The organism is Shewanella sp. MTB7 (assembly GCF_027571385.1).
GTDB lineage: Bacteria > Pseudomonadota > Gammaproteobacteria > Enterobacterales > Shewanellaceae > Shewanella.
The window spans coordinates 3,180,160-3,196,751 of sequence record NZ_CP085636.1 but is presented as its reverse complement, the minus strand read 5'-3'; the positions used below and the strand labels follow the sequence as shown (position 1 = coordinate 3,196,751).

Here is a 16,592-nt window from a genome sequence, read left to right as displayed (position 1 = left end):
ATTGGTGTTTGTATCTTAGAGGTAAAATCACTAAAATATTGGCCATTAGTTTTTGACAAGATGTAACCGAATGAGTGCCGACTTTTCAATACCAGAAGATCTATTTGTAACAGAAGAATTTACACCTGAGCTGTCGGCGTCAGCGCCTATGGCTCTAGAGCTTTATTTTATCTACGATTCGCATTGTCCATGGAGTTATGCGGCCATGCCTTTGGTTAACGCGCTTAGCGAAGCTTTTCCTGATATGAAAATAAACCTAATGCATTGTGCCCATTTCAATGGCACTGATGCTGCAGGTCAAGAGCAGGTAGATGCAATATTAAAATTGAGTGCAGTTAAGTTTAGCAAGGAACATATTCGCTACGTAAATAGCCCTAAGAATGCGATTAAAACAGCCAACTTAATGGCTTGGATGCAGAGCAAACAGCCGAAAAAACTTCTGTCAGTGTTAAATGCACTGCAAAAAGCCCACTTTATTGATGGTAATCCACTTGATTGTAAACATGATTTCAATGACATCATCGAACAGTTTAAGTTATCGCCTTCAAATAAAGTGTTTAAAGGCGAGCTAAGTAAGGATGCAGAGTTTGTACTTGGGGATATTATAGAGATCCAGGAGTTGATCGAAACGACAGCCTTTCCAGTGCTGTTAGTTACGGCTGATGAACAAGGAATTTTTGTCGATCACTCGCAATATTTAGATCAACCGCTAGAGGTTGTTGAGTTCTTAAAAAGAGAGCTGAAGTCACTCTAGATTCTCTGTGAGCTATTCATATTTATAGTTAAAACAAGTCGTAGACGTTAACAAGCCAGAGCAGACTGCTCTGGCTTGTTCGTTTAGTATAGATAATAAACAAGACAAAATTTGGTGCCAGTTCATCTTGTGCAAAACGCTCCCTTAAAAGCAAAAACTAATCTATCGCGTAGCGCCACTTCTTTTCATTACACAAGAAGAGCGTTAGCCCTTTATGATGCTAATTGATGAAGGTGTATAGCGAAGCACAGATCCGAGCAACTCCTGCGTGGCAGTGTCGATATTGGATATTTGGTCAAAATTGATTTTAAGCTTATATTGATCGTCCTACTGTTGAGGTCAGTGAACTGGATAAGTATGAAACATAGTACCAATAATGGAATAAAAAATGATGAATAATGAAACAAAGTACAGCAGAGTGTGGGGAGTCTTAGTCGTTATAGTTATCCTTGGTGTAGCATGGAAAGTTCAGCCTATAACGTTAACACTGGCTGATCCAGTTGAAAAAGCGGCCTCTTTACTGGGTACATTGATCTTTCTCTCTCTTTTTATTGAACGGGCAATTGAGGTGTTTCTGTCTGCATGGAGAAGCACTGGCGCCGACGAGTTAGACAGAACAATAGCGTCAAGAAAGCTGGCACTGGAGAAGTTTGTTAGCTTACAGCCAGACGATGTAGCTACCCAAGAATCGACACAATATCAAAATTTATCAGCTAGTTTGGAAGAGATAGAAAAGGAGAGGGCCGAATACAGGGCTGGTTCCCGGTTTATTTCACAGTGGTTAGGTCTTGGGATTGGCATGATGATCGCCTTTATCGGGATTAGAATTATAGGCACCATTGTTGAACCACCGGTATTAAAAGGGTCTCAAAAGGCACTGTTTTTAATCGTTGATATAGTATTTACCGGTGCAGTGTTAGCCGGCGGCTCAGAATCCATCAATAAAATCATGAAAGTGTACAATAACGCCATGGTACAAACGATAAAGAAAAGCACTTCATAAAGAGTTAATGACGGAAACAAACATAGCGTCAAACAGACGCTATTTTTATGTTGAATATGTTAAAGGACAGTCAATATATCTTGCATCGCTAAACGAGACTTTGGCAGTGCGGCATTATAATCCTCTTCTGGATGATGATAACCAATAGCGAGGGCAACCTCACATACAAATCCAGTCAATTCATCTTTAAATATTTCCCCAATCAGTTCATTGTCAACCCCCTCCATTGGCGTTGCATCAATGCCTAGTCGGGCTAGAACGTGCATGGTATTACCTAATGCTAAATAGGTTTGTGATTTAGTCCATACTGACGTATTTCCAGTTTCGTCAGTATTAAGCTCGGCAAAAAAGAATCCTCCAAACGCTTGCTCTCGCTCTTCAGGTTTAGTGCGGCCATCTTCAATGCCTTTATCGACGATTTTGGCATAATCCTCGCGGGTATAATGAGGGTTGTGAGCAAACAAAATGATGTGGGAGGCCGCTTTAATATGTGGCTGATTGAACTGATACTTATTAGCAAAGGTATCATGCATACGTTGTTTGGCTTCATCACTCTCAATCACAATAAACTTCCATGGCTGGGAGTTTATTGATGAGGCTGATAGGCGTATCGCTTCATAAAGAATATCCAGCTCAGCTTGAGGAATACGTTTCGATGTATCGTATTTCTTAGCCGTGTAGCGCTTGTTTAGATCTGCAATGATAGGGTGAGTCATTGTCATAGTCTTCTTCATCTCTCTAATGAGCCACCTTAAATAGGTGGCATAATTAATATGTTTAGGTATTAGTGTGGTTAAGCAAGCTCGGTCATTTCATTCAAAGTAAACAGAACGACACAATCTTGAGTTTCGACCATGTACTCTTGTAAATGCTTGTTGCCCATGTGAGTTTGCCATAATTCACGTGATGTCCAGTTTTCGTAAAACATGAAATGTGCTGGGTTCTCATTGTCTTGATGTAGGTTATAGTTTATGCATCCCTCTTCTGTGCGAGTCACCTCAATGAGTTTTAAGAGTGCAGTTTTTACAAGTTCAACTTTATCGGTTTTCGGGATGACATTTGCCACAATCGTCAAGTTAGTCATATTTTTCCCTCAAATTAAAATCAAAAAAAGACTTCAAGCAGCCCTTATCTAGTATGAGAGAGTGTAATGCTAATTTACTTAACGAAAAACTAGCTAATCATAGAATCTTTATCAAAAAAATATTGATAATTGACGCCCAAAACGGATCAATAGCCTTATTGGTCCCAGTAGGGAACATCACCGAAATGTTGGCTTAAGAAATCAATTAACATACGGACCTTCTTAGGCAGATAACGATTCTGAGGGTATATTGCATAAGCCTTCATTGGGGAAATCTTATAATCAGGCATGATTGTCTTAAGTGTGCCATTAGCGAGCTCTTGCCAAACAATAAAACGAGGCAAAAAAGTGACGCCGTGACCCGATACCGTCATGGCTTTTAAAAAATCACCATTGTTGGCGATACAGTGACTTTCCATTGGGACTGTGATCTTCTGTTTATCCTTGTCTGTTAACTCAATCCCCGCTAGAGGTAGACGAGAATACCTGAGCAATTTGTGACTTTTGAGCTGCTCAGGCGTCTCAGGTGTACCATGTTTAGCTAAATATTCCGGGCTGGCACAGATAAGGTGACTAATAGGCGCGATAGCTCGGGCATGCATGCTTGAATCTGTTAGATGGCCAATGCGAATTGCGAGATCAAAACCCTCTTCAACCAGACTGACATTACGGTCTGAGAAATCAATATCCATCTGCAGCTGTGGATGCTGATTGGCAAATAGCTCGAAGGCGTTAACTAAGTGCATCACGCCAAATGACAAAGGAACCGTCAGCCTCAATGTACCGTTTAAACTTTGTTGCACTGAAGATAGCAAGCAGTTGAGATCATCAACCTCCTCTAAGATCAATTTACACTTTTGGTAGTAGGCATTACCTGCTTCTGTGAGGCTAGACTTGCGTGTCGTGCGATTGATGAGTTTCACTCTGAGTTGTTTCTCTATTTCGCCGAGCCGTTTACTTACCGCTGATTTGGCCAAATTTAACTGTTCGGCAGCCTTAGTGATCCCGCCAGTCTCCACCACCTTGATAAAGATCTGCATATTTTCCAGTTGGCCCATAGATTTCATCAACTCTTATTAGCACTATTTACCTTTACCTTACTTAGATTGTTCTCAAAGTGCGAACAATCTGTGCATATATTTACTGTTTATTCACATGGTCTATCGGTCTATTGTTATTAACAGCAGATAGAACCGATTAACTAGAGGAGTCGATGATGGGATTATTAGTAGAAGGTAAATGGCAAAACACTTGGTATGACACTACATCTACTGGTGGGAAGTTTGAGCGTAAAGCATCGAGTTTTCGAAACTGGATCACCAAAGATGGTGCCGCGGGTCCTTCGGGTGTGGGCGGCTTTAAAGCAGAAGCTGATCGTTACCATCTTTATGTGTCACTAGCATGTCCCTGGGCACATCGTACTATTATTTACCGCAAGTTAAAGGGGCTGGATAAGATGATCACCATGTCTGTGGTCAATGCGTTTATGGGAGATGACGGTTGGACCTTTGAACCTGGAGAAGGAGTGATCCCAGATCCTATTCAACATGCTCAATTTGCACATCAAATTTATACCAAGGCAGATGCAAACTATACCGGTAGAGTCACGGTGCCTATTTTATGGGACAAGAAAACCAATACGATTGTCAGTAATGAGTCTGCTGAAATTATCCGTATGTTCAACAGTGCATTTGATGATATTGGGGTGACACCTGTGGACTATTCACCTGCGAACTTACTTAAAGAGATCGATCAGATGAATGATTACATCTATCCAACCATTAATAACGGGGTATATCGTGCCGGTTTTGCAACGACACAAGCAGCCTATGATGGTGCTGTTGATGAAGTATTTACTGCCCTCGATACGTTAGAAGCACTTTTGGCTAATCAAAGGTATCTAGTTGGTGCCAACATTACAGAAGCCGATTGGCGACTATTTACTACCTTAGTGCGTTTCGATCCGGTTTATGTGGGTCATTTTAAATGCAATAAAAAGCGCATTGTAGATTATCCAAATTTGTGGGGTTATTTGCGTGATATGTATCAACAACCAGGGGTGAGTGAAACCGTGGATATTGCTTATATCAAGGCACACTATTACGGAAGTCATGAATCGATCAACCCAACGCGTATCATCCCTAAAGGGCCGTTACTGGATTTCACCACGCCACACCTGAGAGGTTAATGGCTGGTGGTGGGAAGTTAACCAATACTTACAGGTTGGGTGTCATTCAAAGAGGTCTTAACAAGGTTAGTACGATATGGGTAAGTTAATCGAAGGAAAATGGCTGACAGACGAGCAAGTTGAAACGTTTGAAAAGCAGCAATATAAAGACAATCAAGGCCGTTTTCAACGAGGAACGGCAAAATTTAGAAACTGGATCACGGCCGATGGCTCAGCGGGAGAGAGCGGTGTAGGCGGTTTTAAAGCCGAAACGGGGCGTTATCATCTGTTCGCTGCACTTAACTGCCCTTGGGCACATAGAACATTAATCTATCGTAGTATCAAAGGGCTAGAAAATGTCATTAGTTGCTCTTTAGTTAAACCTCTTAGAGACGATCAAGGTTGGGGGTTTGATAAATCAGGGCGCTTTAGTGATGACTTGTATCAGCTAGAGAATATACACACCCTGTATAGCATGGCAGCGCCTGACTACACTGGCAGAGTGACGGTGCCTGTGCTGTGGGATAAACAGCAACAGAGGATAGTCAGCACTGAGTCGGCTGAAATTATCCGCATGTTCAACCAAGCTTTTAATCAAATAACCAATAACAAGGAGGATTATTATCCTCAGGAGTTGGCGGCCGACATTAATGAGCTTAACCAATTTATCTACAACAATCTCAATAATGGCGTTTATCAAACGGGTTTTGCGCGCAATCAGCCAGCCTATGACGAAGCGGTAACGAAGGTCTTCATGGCACTTGAGACGCTTGAAGCGCGATTAAGCACTACGCCATTTTTGCTTGGTGAACGAGTCACAGAAGCAGATTGGCGCTTATTACCCACCTTAGTGCGATTTGATGTCGGCTACTACAGTGCATTCAAATGCAATATAAAGGCGATACGGGATTATCCAAATTTAACCCGTTATCTACAACGGCTGGTGGACATTCCAGGTGTGGCACACACCATAGATCTGGATGTATATCGCCAGGGATATCACTCTAAAAGTCCGTTGCGAAACCCCTACGGCATAATGCCGATTGGGATGTCTTCCACCTTTACATTAAATTAAACCAGCGAGGCAGTTATGAACAACACACACGATACCTATCAAACATCAACAAAATTAATTGCTTTAGTTAATCAAGAGATGCATGCAGATGCTTTTTACCACCCTAATTTGGGTGGCATAACACGCAGTGGCATGGCCAATCATTTTCCAATGACCATCATGAGTTTAGCGGCGCTTGGTGGTACAGACGATGATATCCAACGTTTTAAAAGCCGTTGGCCTAGAAACCGTACCTTGATACATCAAATGGGATTAAGAGATAGCCAAACCGTCAATCTTGATAATTGGCCTCAATACTTAGGAAAACCTGAATTATTAATTGAGTTCAAAAGAGTTTTTCTAACAGGTATTGAACACTTAGGTGCGGTTAAGTTTATCAACCATGCGTTAGATATCATGGCCGATGCACTGCCGATGGGACTGTTTCATCCCTTGATACGACTCAGCTTTGCAAGAATGCAGGGAGATCACGGCTTGATAGCTGATGCACTGGCCTATTTTGCCATTCGTTATCAGGATCTCTATGGCTATATCGAGCAATCCAGTGATGTTGCCACCAATGAAAATGTCGCTGAAACCTATGTACTGTCAACCTGGTCCAGTATTTCAGGACCGAGTTTGCGAGTAGGTGAACAGTTATGTGGCTCCCCTTATGTGCAAACATTGGCATTCGATCAAGGCTTTTCGATAACGAGAGCTAATTTATCGACTCGAATGTCCGATATCTGTAAGGCTGCTGTAGCCCTGTATCTCTATGAACCTGCGCTAACCACTTTGCACGCAGTGACAGCGGCTCAAGCACTGGTCGATCTGACCTTGTCATTGACATCGCTAAATGCAGTGAAAAAAACAGATAATAATACAAGGACCATAGACAGTGATATTCAGATTTATGTGAAACTGTGGCAAAGGTATTGGATCTGGTTAATGGGATTATATCTAGAGAAAAGGGCTCCAAAGCTCGAGTTCTCAGGTTTTGAAGCTGTTGTAAGCCAATTGCCTGATTGGTTAAGTCTTGCCAGTTCTGCTGTGAAATTAAATGAAGTTCATGACATCAAGATGGTGTTCTCATGTAAATGGTTAGCAGAAAACCTGGATGACCATGAGATATACCGAGTTGCAGCCAGTCAAGTGATGGCTAGTTATTAAGGATAAGGAGTAAGAATCCCTTGTATGTGATTAGCGAAAAGGAGTAAACGTTAAGCCGGTAGTCGAAAATTATCTGCTTATTAGATTAGGTCAAAAAAGTCTAATAAGCAGATCTTTCTTAGGATCACTTGCCGTCATCCTGAACTAATTTCAGGATCCAGCTTGGGGAATACAGAAATTGGCAATATTCGAGTAGAGCTAAGTTTCATCTCTCTCTTCGATTTGGTTTTTAGTTGTGACCTTTCTCCGTGATCTTCGTGTCCCCTGTAGTGAATAGCTTTATTTTGTCTTTTTAATCCAAGGCATATTCGGTATATCTATTACTTGCAACATAACCATAGAGCCGATATTTTAGCTATTAATAACAATACCATTGCCTTAATAGACTTAATCAAAAGTAGGGCTGACTATATTCTTTATGAACTAGTTAAAATATGGAGCACAGAGTGAATCTAATTCAAGAATATAAAAAGCAACAAAAATGGAGAAACTGGGAAAAATATCTTGAATTTATTCCTCTTAATAAAGACGACTCTGTTTTAGATCTTGGGTGCTCAGTGGGAAATGTATCTCATTTGCTAACGCACAAGGTGAATAATGTCGTAGGAATCGACATCAACCAAGTATTCATTGACTTCTGTGTGTCGAATAAAATCAATAATGAAGCTTTTCTATGCAGTGATTTGTTGGATGTTGATTATTCAACTTTCGAAAAGATTAGCGGCATATGGGGAAGCTTCTCTTTATCTTACTTATCTAATCCTAAAGGTTTTCTACAGCGTTTAAATGCTTTGATGGAGGATGGAGGTTGGATTGCTTTATTGGATATATCCTGTTTCATCTCAGGTAATCTTCCAAAGAATAGTAAGTATTACGATAGAGTAAGCTCATTTGAATTTGAGTCAGGCAAGAGCGGAATATATGACTTCGACTTTGGTTCAAAAATGCAAACTATGCTCCAAAAAGTGGGATTTGAAATTGTCTATGTTGATAATGATGTTTATGATCCTGAACTGAATTTTTCTGGTGTGGCACCTGATGAAATCATTGATGCTTGGTCTGCCAGATTAAATCGAATGGAAAAACTAAGAGAAAAACTCGGGACTGAATACTCTGACTTTTCCAGTGAACTGCTTTCAAATCTTGGCTCTGAAAGTCATGAAAAAAGAGGCAGTGTCAAGCTTGTTGTCGCAATAAAGCCCAATAAGCTCATTCAGCCAAATACCTAGTTTTTGATGTCAGAGACCCAAGATATTCATTTTTAATAGTCAGTTCAACTTCCATGTTTTTTGTTCATGCACACATAACTTTGTCATATTTAACCGTAGTGAGTCGTTTATTGGTGCTTGAAGTCAGAAAATATCATTCAAACCATTAAGCGCTGCATTACACATAAAACACGAAGGTAAAGGAGAAAGTGTTCTATATCGACACTATGTATCATATTGCAGGGATATTTGAGAGAGATAAAGATCTACTTACTTAACAGTATTGAAAATAATCATTTTACAACAATAAGTTATGAATGATATTTTGCTGGGAATAATTAAGTAACCAAACTCAACAAGCTATTTATGCTCTGAAAACAGCGCAACGCATAAATACTAAGACGTTAAGTCATTTCATCGGCTATAAATTTCAATGTTGACCAGTTTAATACCGTAAAGGCTGATAAATGATAGAAGATCATGTCAATATTCTGAGTGGACTACGTACTGCGCTGGATAACGTGCAGTCATTTGTTTACATTAAGAACCGCAAATCAGAGTATGTATATGCGAACAGACATACTCTTGACCTTTTTAGATGTACTGCTGAAGATCTATACTTAGCAAGTGATGCTAACTTTTTTCCGCCTGAGATCGTACAAATCCTGAAAAAAGTGGATCTTAGGGTTTTGTCGGGTGAGTCCACTAAGGAAGAGATTATTGTTGATGATGGCAAGCAGGAAAGAAGAATTTACCTTGGAGTAAAAACGCCAATCTACTCTGATAAAGATCCTGACCACATTATAGGCATTCTAGGTATATCTACGGACATAACGTTTCAGAAATCACTTGAAGAAAAGGCTACTAAGCTAGCGAAAACGGATGTGCTGACGGGATTGGCAAACCGATTGGAACTGGACTCTGTACTTAGCGAAGAAATTGAAAGATTTAAACGCTTTCATCGGCCTTTAAGTATCATCATGTTTGATCTCGATCATTTTAAAAAAGTAAATGATAATTATGGCCATCTCGTTGGAGATAAATGTTTGACGAAAGTGGCCGAAGTTTTAAAAATTAATGCTCGCATGGTCGATACTGTCGGTCGCTGGGGGGGAGAAGAGTTTTTAATAATATGCCCCGAAACGGATCTAAACGGAGCTTTAAAGTTGGCCGAAAAGTTTAGACGCCTTATTGAAGATAATATGTTCCCGGAAGTTAAACATATAACGGGAAGTCTTGGTGTGACCATGTTTATTACTGGCGATACTCTTGAAACCATAATAAACAGAGCCGACCAAGCTTTATATAACGCTAAAGAGTCAGGGAGAAATAGAGTTGAAGCTCTTCAGTTATGAGAACAATAGTGAACACTGATGAAGTGATTGTTCTTTCGTACTAATTTTTTCTTTTTCGATTTAGCTGCTAGTTGTGTATCCCTTGTTGGTCTCTACGTCTTCCGTGGTAGGTCGCATAGCATTTTTTTACAATCCTAGTCATCGTTGCTGTGGTTTATGCCGTCAACCGATTTCCCTCTGTACGTCGCGTTATCGAACAAGCTAATGGTAAATTTTTAGCATGATGTTATTGAAAAAAAATTAACCAGATAGTAGGTTTAATAGATATCCCATTCATTTTATCAAATTCATTGCCAACGTACCGCTAAAAAACACTCGTTAGATATAAAGAAAATATAAGACTTCAATCGAGGGACATTATGCTTGCAACCGAGACTCTGGCGCTTAATGAAACAACAACATTGCTTGACGGTTATCTGTCTGTACGTAACACCACCACTGAAATATGCCGACCGTTGACGATAGAAGATCAGGCGGTACAGCCTTGTGCAGAGGTGAGCCCGCCAAAGTGGCATCTAGGCCATACGAGCTGGTTTTTTGAAGAATTGATATTAGTGCGTTTTATGCCTGAATATCAACGTTGTAATGAGCAATACCGTCTGCTGTTTAACTCCTATTACAAATCTGCAGGTGAACACATGCTACAGGGGGAGCGGGGGAATCTGTCCAGACCCACTGTTGCTGAAGTGATGGCGTATCGAGCCCATGTTGATCATTACATGACGTTGTTGTTACAAAGTGATATCCATGAACCGGAAATGGAAGCGTTACTGGAGATTGGTTTGCATCATGAGCAGCAACATCAAGAACTGCTGTATATGGATATCAAATATATTCTCGGCGTTAACCCGTTGCAGGTCGTTTATAACGAGTCTGTATTGCCTAAAGCTGTGGCGCCATCGAATGAAAACCCATGGAAAAACGTTGAAGAGGGCATATATCAGTTAGGTCACAGTGGAGGGGGGTTTGCCTACGATAACGAGTCACCGAGACACAAAAGTTATATTTATCCCTTCGCAATAGCCAGAAATACCGTTACTAACGGTGAATATCTGCAGTTTATTAATGATCAAGGTTACGGTAAAGCACGTTATTGGCTAAGCATGGGATGGGATTGGTTAACTGAAAGTCAGGTGAAGCATCCACTGTATTGGGTGCAAGAGGCAGGAGTTTGGTATGAGTTTACCTTACACGGCCGCCAAGCCTTAGATCTTAACGCGCCTGTCACCCACATCAGTTACTTTGAGGCCGATGCTTTTGCCCGTTGGCAGGGGGGGCGTTTACCAACCGAACAAGAGTTTGAAATTTATCTGCAACAAGATGAGTTTCAACAAGGTCTTATAAAGCGGCGTTATCATCCCAATGATACTCGTGAGAATGTGGGACAGGTATGGTGTTGGACCCGCAGCCAGTATATGGCTTATCCAGGTTTTAAGCCTTATCAAGGCCTACTCGAAGAGTACAATGGTAAATTTATGTGCAATCAGTTTGTCTTAAAAGGTGGTTGTGTCGCCACGCCAGCAGGGCACTACCGTCACTCTTATCGAAATTTTTATCAAGCTCATCAGCAATGGATGTTTTCCGGCATCCGATTATGTAAGGATATATAGTGGAGATAACAAAATTAATTGACCATGGCTTGATGGACGAAGATGCGCTAAAAGAACAGTTTGGCATCGATGTATTGACCGGATTATGCGCTAAGCCAAAAACTCTTTCTGCCAAGTATTTCTATGATGATATTGGCAGTGATATTTTTCAAAAAATTACTCAGCATCCAGACTACTACCCAACTCGTGTCGAATTTGAAATTCTCAATGCGATTAAAAATGATATTCCAAAGATAATAAACGAAGCTGAGATCGATATCATCGAGTTAGGGGCTGGGGATTGTCATAAAAGTAAGCTTATTATCGATGGTTTCTTGAATATGGGCTGTAAAGTGAACTTCTATCCCATCGATATTTCTGAACAAGCCATGTTTTTGTTACAGGACAATATTGACTCACACCCAAATCTTAAGGTTCACGGTGTGGTCGCTGAGTACTTTGATGGCTTACGTTTGGTGAGGAAGAAGTCGAGTAATAAACAGTTGGTGCTTTTTTTAGGCTCTAATATAGGTAACTTTGACCGTGTGCAAAATCAGGGTTTTTTAAGACGTTTGTGGATGAGTTTGAATGCGGATGATTATGTTTTATTAGGATTTGACCTCAAGAAAGATGTCGAAGTACTTACAGCTGCATATAACGACTCCGGTGATCATACTAAAGATTTTAACCTTAATCTGCTGACTCGTATTAATCGTGAATTAGGCGGTAATTTTGATATCAACAAGTTTCAACACTTTGGTGTTTATAGCCCTATTCTGGGGGCCATGGAAAGTTATGTGTTAGCAGCAGAAAGCCATGATGTATACATTTCCGAGTTGAAGCGGTCTTTTCATTTTGAAGCTTATGAACCTATTCATCTTGAGTATTCTTTTAAGTTTTTGAGCAATGATATCGATTACATCTGTCAGGAAAGCGGATTTAATGTCATTGAGCATTTTACAGATCCTAAAGCGTATTTTATAGACTCTCTTTGGCAAGTGGTGAAGTAATAGTGCTGCGATAAAGTCTGTTTAATCTATGGTCATGACATTGAGTGTATGACTTCACTTATTTTCGCAAGCTATATGTGCAAGGAATTGTTATGGTCGAACGTTTTGATCTTATTTGGATTGGCACCGGGCAAGCCACCATGAGTATAGTGCCTCGTATACTGGCTGCTGGCAAAAAGGTCGCGGTTATCGAATCTGGCAACTTCGGCGGAACTTGTGTCAACACGGGCTGTACACCGACTAAAACCTTAGTCGCCGCAGCACGAGCTATTTTTCAAGCTGGACGCGGTGACAGTTTTGGTTTTAGTGTCGATAACTTGCAGGTTGATTTTGAAAAAATCATGGCTCCGCAAAAACGTAATCGTGCTAATGCAACATCAGGAATTGAGAATTACTTGAGCAAGCATGAACATTGCACTGTTTTTAAAGGAAGGGCTGAGTTTGTTGACAGCAAAAGCGTAAGGGTTAACGGCCAAACACTCAAGGCTGATCATATTGTGATCCACGTTGGTGCTCGTCCGGTTGAGCCTAACCTGCCCGGTATTGATGCTATTACTTGGCTAAACAATGAAAAGCTGCTCGATTTGGACGAGTTACCAGAGCATCTAGCCATTGTTGGCGGCGGTTATATCGGTTTAGAATTTTCACAGATATTTCGACGTTTTGGCAGCAAAGTCACCATTTTTGAGCGAGGCTCAATATTATTAGCTCGCGAAGACACTGATGTGAGTGAAATAGCGCAAGATGTCTTAGTGTCAGAAGGCGTGGATATCATCTTTGAGAGTCAAATTGAGTCGGTATCCTCGAACGATAGCCTTGATACTAATAAGATCAGGATTAATTACCGCCAGGCGGGAGAATTAAAATCATTAACGGTATCCCATGCCTTGTTTGCCATTGGCCGGGTGCCGAATAGTGACAGTTTGAACCTGCCTGCTGCTGGGGTAAATATCAATACCTGTGGTTTTATTGAAGTTAATCAACATGTTCAGACCAATCACCATCATATTTATGCGGTTGGTGATGTAAACGGCATGGGCGCTTTTACCCATACTTCAGTCAATGATGGCGAGATATTTTGGGATCATTACAGTCGCTTAATGGGGATTAATGATGAAATTCCAGAATTAGACCGCACGTTGTCGCTACGTGATACGACCTATTCTATGTTTATCGACCCGCCACTGGCACGCATTGGCATCAGTGAAAAAGAAGCTCGCCAATCAAATCGTTCTGTGCTGATGGCAACATTGCCTATGAGCCGCATTTCACGGGCTAAAGAGAAACAAGAAACCAAAGGTATTGTGAAGATATTTGTCGATGCTGATACTGAAGAGATCTTAGGTGCAACGGTATTCGGTACCGGTGGTGATGAGATTATAGGGGTATTTGCACCATTTATGTTGAGTAAAACCTCTTACAAAGTCTTTAGACGAGCAGTATTTCCGCATCCAACAGTAGGGGAGTTATTGCCTTGGACATTAGATGAGTTAACGCTGTTAACGGATTAATGATAGCGAAAATAAAGGAAGAAATTACCCCGCTGTTATTGATTGCCGAAGAGAGCAAAGCGTAAAAATCGTAAAGTTACAAGGATGTTTGAGCGGTAGTTAAATACTGTGTGAGTATCCCCAATTAATAGAGGTATCTTATGAAGCGTTATGAAAAGTCTGAAGAAGCGATAGCAAAGTTAAGTGAAGAACAATATAGAGTGACGCAACAAAATGGTACTGAGCGGCCAGGGACTGGGGCGTTACTCGACAATAAAGCGCCCGGTATTTATGTGGATCTTGTGTCAGGTGAACCGTTATTTGCCTCATCAGATAAGTTTGAGTCTGGCTGTGGTTGGCCTAGTTTTACTAAGCCCATTGAAGATAAACATGTTAACGAACTGCGTGATAACACTCACAGCATGACGCGCACTGAAGTTAGATCCAATCATGGTGACAGTCATTTAGGGCATGTGTTCCCCGATGGTCCTGCAGAGCGTGGCGGTTTGCGCTATTGTATTAATTCAGCTTCTTTGCGGTTTATTCATCGTGATGAGATGACAGCGCAGGGCTACAGTGACTACTTAAATCAAGTTGAGGATATTGAGTCGTGAGCAGAGAGGCATTTAAGGCGAAAATTGAGGGCGACGGGCATTAATTCTTCGATGTTTGGTGCCGATAACACGGTTTCAATCCGCACGTTCTGCACCGAAAACCTTCCCGGTATCCTGCAGCTGATCCACTTTTACTCCTCGAAAGTGCGCGCAGACAGTGCTGCAAAAAACAGTGTAGTGAAGGATCAATTCGATCATGGTTTTGTCTATTTGAATTCGGCACATAAGGCGGCGGTAAAATGGCGTAATAAAGCGGGAAAGATCCAGTTCTGTGGCAGTGGTGCCTATGCATTAGCTTGGTATATGTTAAAGGGTGAAACGGACTCTCAAATAGAGCTTAACACTGGTTATCGCACGTTAACGGCTGAATGGCTTGCTGGCTCAGTCGACTTCTCTGCTAATTCTACGGCTAAAATGTTTAGCGCTCCTGATGGCAAGCACTGTTACTTATCGATCCCCTGTTTTCAACCTGTAGAGGTTGAGGAGCTTGAAGGTGCAGGGCGTTTGTTTGTTGATAGCGCTTCCGGCATCTATTTGCTGCAACTTGATTGTATAAACACACTGGAAAACACCACTTTGTTAGCAAGTCTAGTTGAGCAGCTTTCAAGTTTCGATATACACGGTTTTTGTGCATTTTATTGGAATGGCCATAACAACATTGGAAAACTCAGATATTTTGTTCCCTGGCATGGCCGTGATGAGGATTATGTCACCGGCTCGATCCACCAGTATCTAACACCATTAGTGCATGATTTATATGGTTCAAAGAAACAGTGTTGGCAGCAGATATCATCCTCAAGCGGCTGCTTAATCAGTGAGGATTACTATGATCATGTTCGAATAAGCGGCCAGTGCCAACAGCTCTGACTCATTTATCGAAGGCTTGTCACCTGTGTTGATCGCATTCTTCAAGGTGAGCTGGCAGAAAAAACTATCACTGATGCCTCAGCTTTAGTACGCCTGACGGGCAACTATCCAGCAGTAAGCAAAGTCAGTATATGGGATGGCGATATCACTAGGTTAAAAATCGATGCGGTGACGAATGCTGCAAATGCTCAGATGTTGGGATGTTTTCAGCTGTTCCATAGCTTCCATAGCTGCATCGATAACACGATTAATTGTGCCGCGGGTCCTCAGCTCCGCGAAGATTGTAACCGATTGATGCATCTGCAGGGGAGTGACGAAGCTACCATCGACAAGCCTTATGAATTTGAAGCTGATGCCATTAGTAGCTGGCTCAACAAGAACCGAAACCGAAAGATGGCAATTGTGGAGATTGGTGCGGGCTTTAATACACCGGGCGTCATCCGTTTACCAATGGAAAACATTGCCGATCAGTTGCCAGATGCCACATTAATTCGGATCAGAAAAGATCACGCTGATGGGCCGCCCGGAGCTATTTCGTTGCAAACAACGGCGGATGCAGCACTTTCGCAAATAATTTCAGGCTGCTCCGAAGCTGATTAGCATAGTGAGTAGGGCGGTTTCAGCTATTCATATCCCGTAACTCCCATTTTGCACTTACGCAGCACCCAGTAATTTCTTTCTACTGAAGGATAAAACAGCCATCGGTAATGCTACTTTTTTCATATTGTGTATACCAGTAGATATGTATATTAAGCAAGGAGACAGAGAGTAAATTGATAATGTTAAAAGCAATCAGATGAGCTGATTTTACTATTGTATCTGGTATTACATGCAAGTGCGCACAATAGGAATAACGTTATGTTGAATGCTTGCCGTTCGCTACACTGCGAAGCACCAGCGAACGGACGGCGAGCCGTCATTTACACATAACGTACATTGTGCGAACTGCCTCTTAAAATTCCTTATCGCTGGCGAACGCTTAGCTGGCCGATCACATTCTTCACGTTAGTACGTTAAATTTTCACGTTCCTACGTCAATTCCATTTAATGCCAGGTCAACGATTAGATTTTTCTAATGGTTAGCCTGGCATTCTTTTTTGAACCGGTTCATGCCTATATTTTTAATGTCCGGTTATCATTAATTTGATACCCGATCACTCTATTAAAAGGCGTGCTTTGTGTTTGACGATGGATTATTATATTTCTTTCAATTTAGCCTTAACTAAT

At 41.3% G+C, this 16,592-nt stretch carries 16 protein-coding genes; 13 read left to right on the top strand and 3 right to left on the bottom strand.

The window, feature by feature from the left end; genetic code table 11:
- Nucleotides 1–148 precede the first annotated feature (148 nt).
- Together HWQ47_RS13640 and HWQ47_RS13635 are read left to right on the top strand one after the other, a co-directional pair.
- A complete protein-coding gene (locus tag HWQ47_RS13640; RefSeq protein WP_269971747.1) occupies nt 149–754 on the top strand; it encodes a protein-disulfide isomerase in 606 nt (201 codons plus the stop codon).
- A 388-nt stretch (nt 755–1,142) separates the two neighbouring features.
- Nucleotides 1,143–1,757, top strand: a complete 615-nt coding sequence (locus tag HWQ47_RS13635) for a hypothetical protein (protein ID WP_269966665.1) — start codon at nt 1,143–1,145, stop codon at nt 1,755–1,757.
- Between the two features lie 59 nt (nt 1,758–1,816).
- Here HWQ47_RS13635 and HWQ47_RS13630 read toward each other — a convergent pair whose 3' ends face one another.
- The 3 genes from HWQ47_RS13630 to HWQ47_RS13620 form a co-directional block, all read right to left on the bottom strand.
- Nucleotides 1,817–2,473: a nitroreductase family protein gene (locus tag HWQ47_RS13630; protein WP_269971746.1), complete on the bottom strand. Its 657-nt coding sequence runs from the start codon at nt 2,471–2,473 to the stop codon at nt 1,817–1,819.
- A 77-nt stretch (nt 2,474–2,550) separates the two neighbouring features.
- On the bottom strand, nt 2,551–2,841 hold the full coding sequence (locus tag HWQ47_RS13625) for a putative quinol monooxygenase (protein WP_269966664.1): 291 nt from the start codon (nt 2,839–2,841) through the stop codon (nt 2,551–2,553).
- Nucleotides 2,842–2,996: 155 nt separating this feature from the next.
- A complete protein-coding gene (locus HWQ47_RS13620) occupies nt 2,997–3,908 on the bottom strand; it encodes a LysR family transcriptional regulator (RefSeq protein WP_269966663.1) in 912 nt (303 codons plus the stop codon).
- 149 nt (nt 3,909–4,057) lie between these two features.
- On the opposite strand from HWQ47_RS13620, the gene HWQ47_RS13615 reads away from it, so the two are divergent.
- The 11 genes from HWQ47_RS13615 (at nt 4,058) to HWQ47_RS13565 (ending at nt 15,965) form a co-directional block, all read left to right on the top strand.
- Nucleotides 4,058–5,029, top strand: coding sequence for a glutathione S-transferase family protein (locus HWQ47_RS13615; RefSeq protein WP_269971745.1), 972 nt, complete (start codon nt 4,058–4,060; stop codon nt 5,027–5,029).
- 76 nt (nt 5,030–5,105) lie between these two features.
- Nucleotides 5,106–6,083 (top strand): glutathione S-transferase family protein, encoded by a 978-nt coding sequence (locus HWQ47_RS13610; protein ID WP_269966662.1) that lies wholly within the window; start codon nt 5,106–5,108, stop codon nt 6,081–6,083.
- Nucleotides 6,084–6,098: 15 nt separating this feature from the next.
- Nucleotides 6,099–7,232 (top strand): questin oxidase family protein, encoded by a 1,134-nt coding sequence (locus tag HWQ47_RS13605; RefSeq protein ID WP_269966661.1) that lies wholly within the window; start codon nt 6,099–6,101, stop codon nt 7,230–7,232.
- 446 nt (nt 7,233–7,678) lie between these two features.
- Nucleotides 7,679–8,461, top strand: a complete 783-nt coding sequence (locus HWQ47_RS13600; RefSeq protein WP_269966660.1) for a class I SAM-dependent methyltransferase — start codon at nt 7,679–7,681, stop codon at nt 8,459–8,461.
- Nucleotides 8,462–8,907: 446 nt separating this feature from the next.
- Nucleotides 8,908–9,795, top strand: coding sequence for a sensor domain-containing diguanylate cyclase (locus tag HWQ47_RS13595; protein ID WP_269966659.1), 888 nt, complete (start codon nt 8,908–8,910; stop codon nt 9,793–9,795).
- Nucleotides 9,796–10,154: 359 nt separating this feature from the next.
- On the top strand, nt 10,155–11,405 hold the full coding sequence (egtB, locus tag HWQ47_RS13590; RefSeq protein ID WP_269966658.1) for an ergothioneine biosynthesis protein EgtB: 1,251 nt from the start codon (nt 10,155–10,157) through the stop codon (nt 11,403–11,405).
- A complete protein-coding gene (locus HWQ47_RS13585) occupies nt 11,405–12,394 on the top strand; it encodes an L-histidine N(alpha)-methyltransferase (protein ID WP_269966657.1) in 990 nt (329 codons plus the stop codon). Before egtB ends, HWQ47_RS13585 begins: the two co-directional genes overlap by 1 nt.
- Nucleotides 12,395–12,486: 92 nt before the next feature.
- Complete coding sequence (locus HWQ47_RS13580) at nt 12,487–13,905, top strand: mercuric reductase (protein WP_269971626.1); 1,419 nt, start codon at nt 12,487–12,489, stop codon at nt 13,903–13,905.
- 140 nt (nt 13,906–14,045) lie between these two features.
- The gene (gene msrB, locus HWQ47_RS13575) at nt 14,046–14,498 is read left to right on the top strand and encodes a peptide-methionine (R)-S-oxide reductase MsrB (protein ID WP_269971625.1); all 453 of its coding nucleotides are present in this window, start codon (nt 14,046–14,048) and stop codon (nt 14,496–14,498) included.
- 24 nt (nt 14,499–14,522) lie between these two features.
- Nucleotides 14,523–15,365 (top strand): hypothetical protein, encoded by an 843-nt coding sequence (locus HWQ47_RS13570; protein WP_269971624.1) that lies wholly within the window; start codon nt 14,523–14,525, stop codon nt 15,363–15,365.
- Between the two features lie 291 nt (nt 15,366–15,656).
- Entirely contained in the window at nt 15,657–15,965 is a 309-nt protein-coding gene (locus tag HWQ47_RS13565; RefSeq protein WP_269971623.1) for a hypothetical protein, read from the top strand.
- Nucleotides 15,966–16,592 lie beyond the last annotated feature (627 nt).

Coding starts and splice junctions, on each gene's coding strand:
- HWQ47_RS13640 (WP_269971747.1), top strand. CDS start 149: ATGGCTCTAGAGCTTTATTTTATCTACGATTCGCATTGTCCATGGAGT.
- HWQ47_RS13635 (WP_269966665.1), top strand. CDS start 1,143: ATGATGAATAATGAAACAAAGTACAGCAGAGTGTGGGGAGTCTTAGTC.
- HWQ47_RS13630 (WP_269971746.1), bottom strand. CDS start 2,473: ATGACTCACCCTATCATTGCAGATCTAAACAAGCGCTACACGGCTAAG.
- HWQ47_RS13625 (WP_269966664.1), bottom strand. CDS start 2,841: ATGACTAACTTGACGATTGTGGCAAATGTCATCCCGAAAACCGATAAA.
- HWQ47_RS13620 (WP_269966663.1), bottom strand. CDS start 3,908: ATGAAATCTATGGGCCAACTGGAAAATATGCAGATCTTTATCAAGGTG.
- HWQ47_RS13615 (WP_269971745.1), top strand. CDS start 4,058: ATGGGATTATTAGTAGAAGGTAAATGGCAAAACACTTGGTATGACACT.
- HWQ47_RS13610 (WP_269966662.1), top strand. CDS start 5,106: ATGGGTAAGTTAATCGAAGGAAAATGGCTGACAGACGAGCAAGTTGAA.
- HWQ47_RS13605 (WP_269966661.1), top strand. CDS start 6,099: ATGAACAACACACACGATACCTATCAAACATCAACAAAATTAATTGCT.
- HWQ47_RS13595 (WP_269966659.1), top strand. CDS start 8,908: ATGATAGAAGATCATGTCAATATTCTGAGTGGACTACGTACTGCGCTG.
- egtB (WP_269966658.1), top strand. CDS start 10,155: ATGCTTGCAACCGAGACTCTGGCGCTTAATGAAACAACAACATTGCTT.
- HWQ47_RS13580 (WP_269971626.1), top strand. CDS start 12,487: ATGGTCGAACGTTTTGATCTTATTTGGATTGGCACCGGGCAAGCCACC.
- msrB (WP_269971625.1), top strand. CDS start 14,046: ATGAAGCGTTATGAAAAGTCTGAAGAAGCGATAGCAAAGTTAAGTGAA.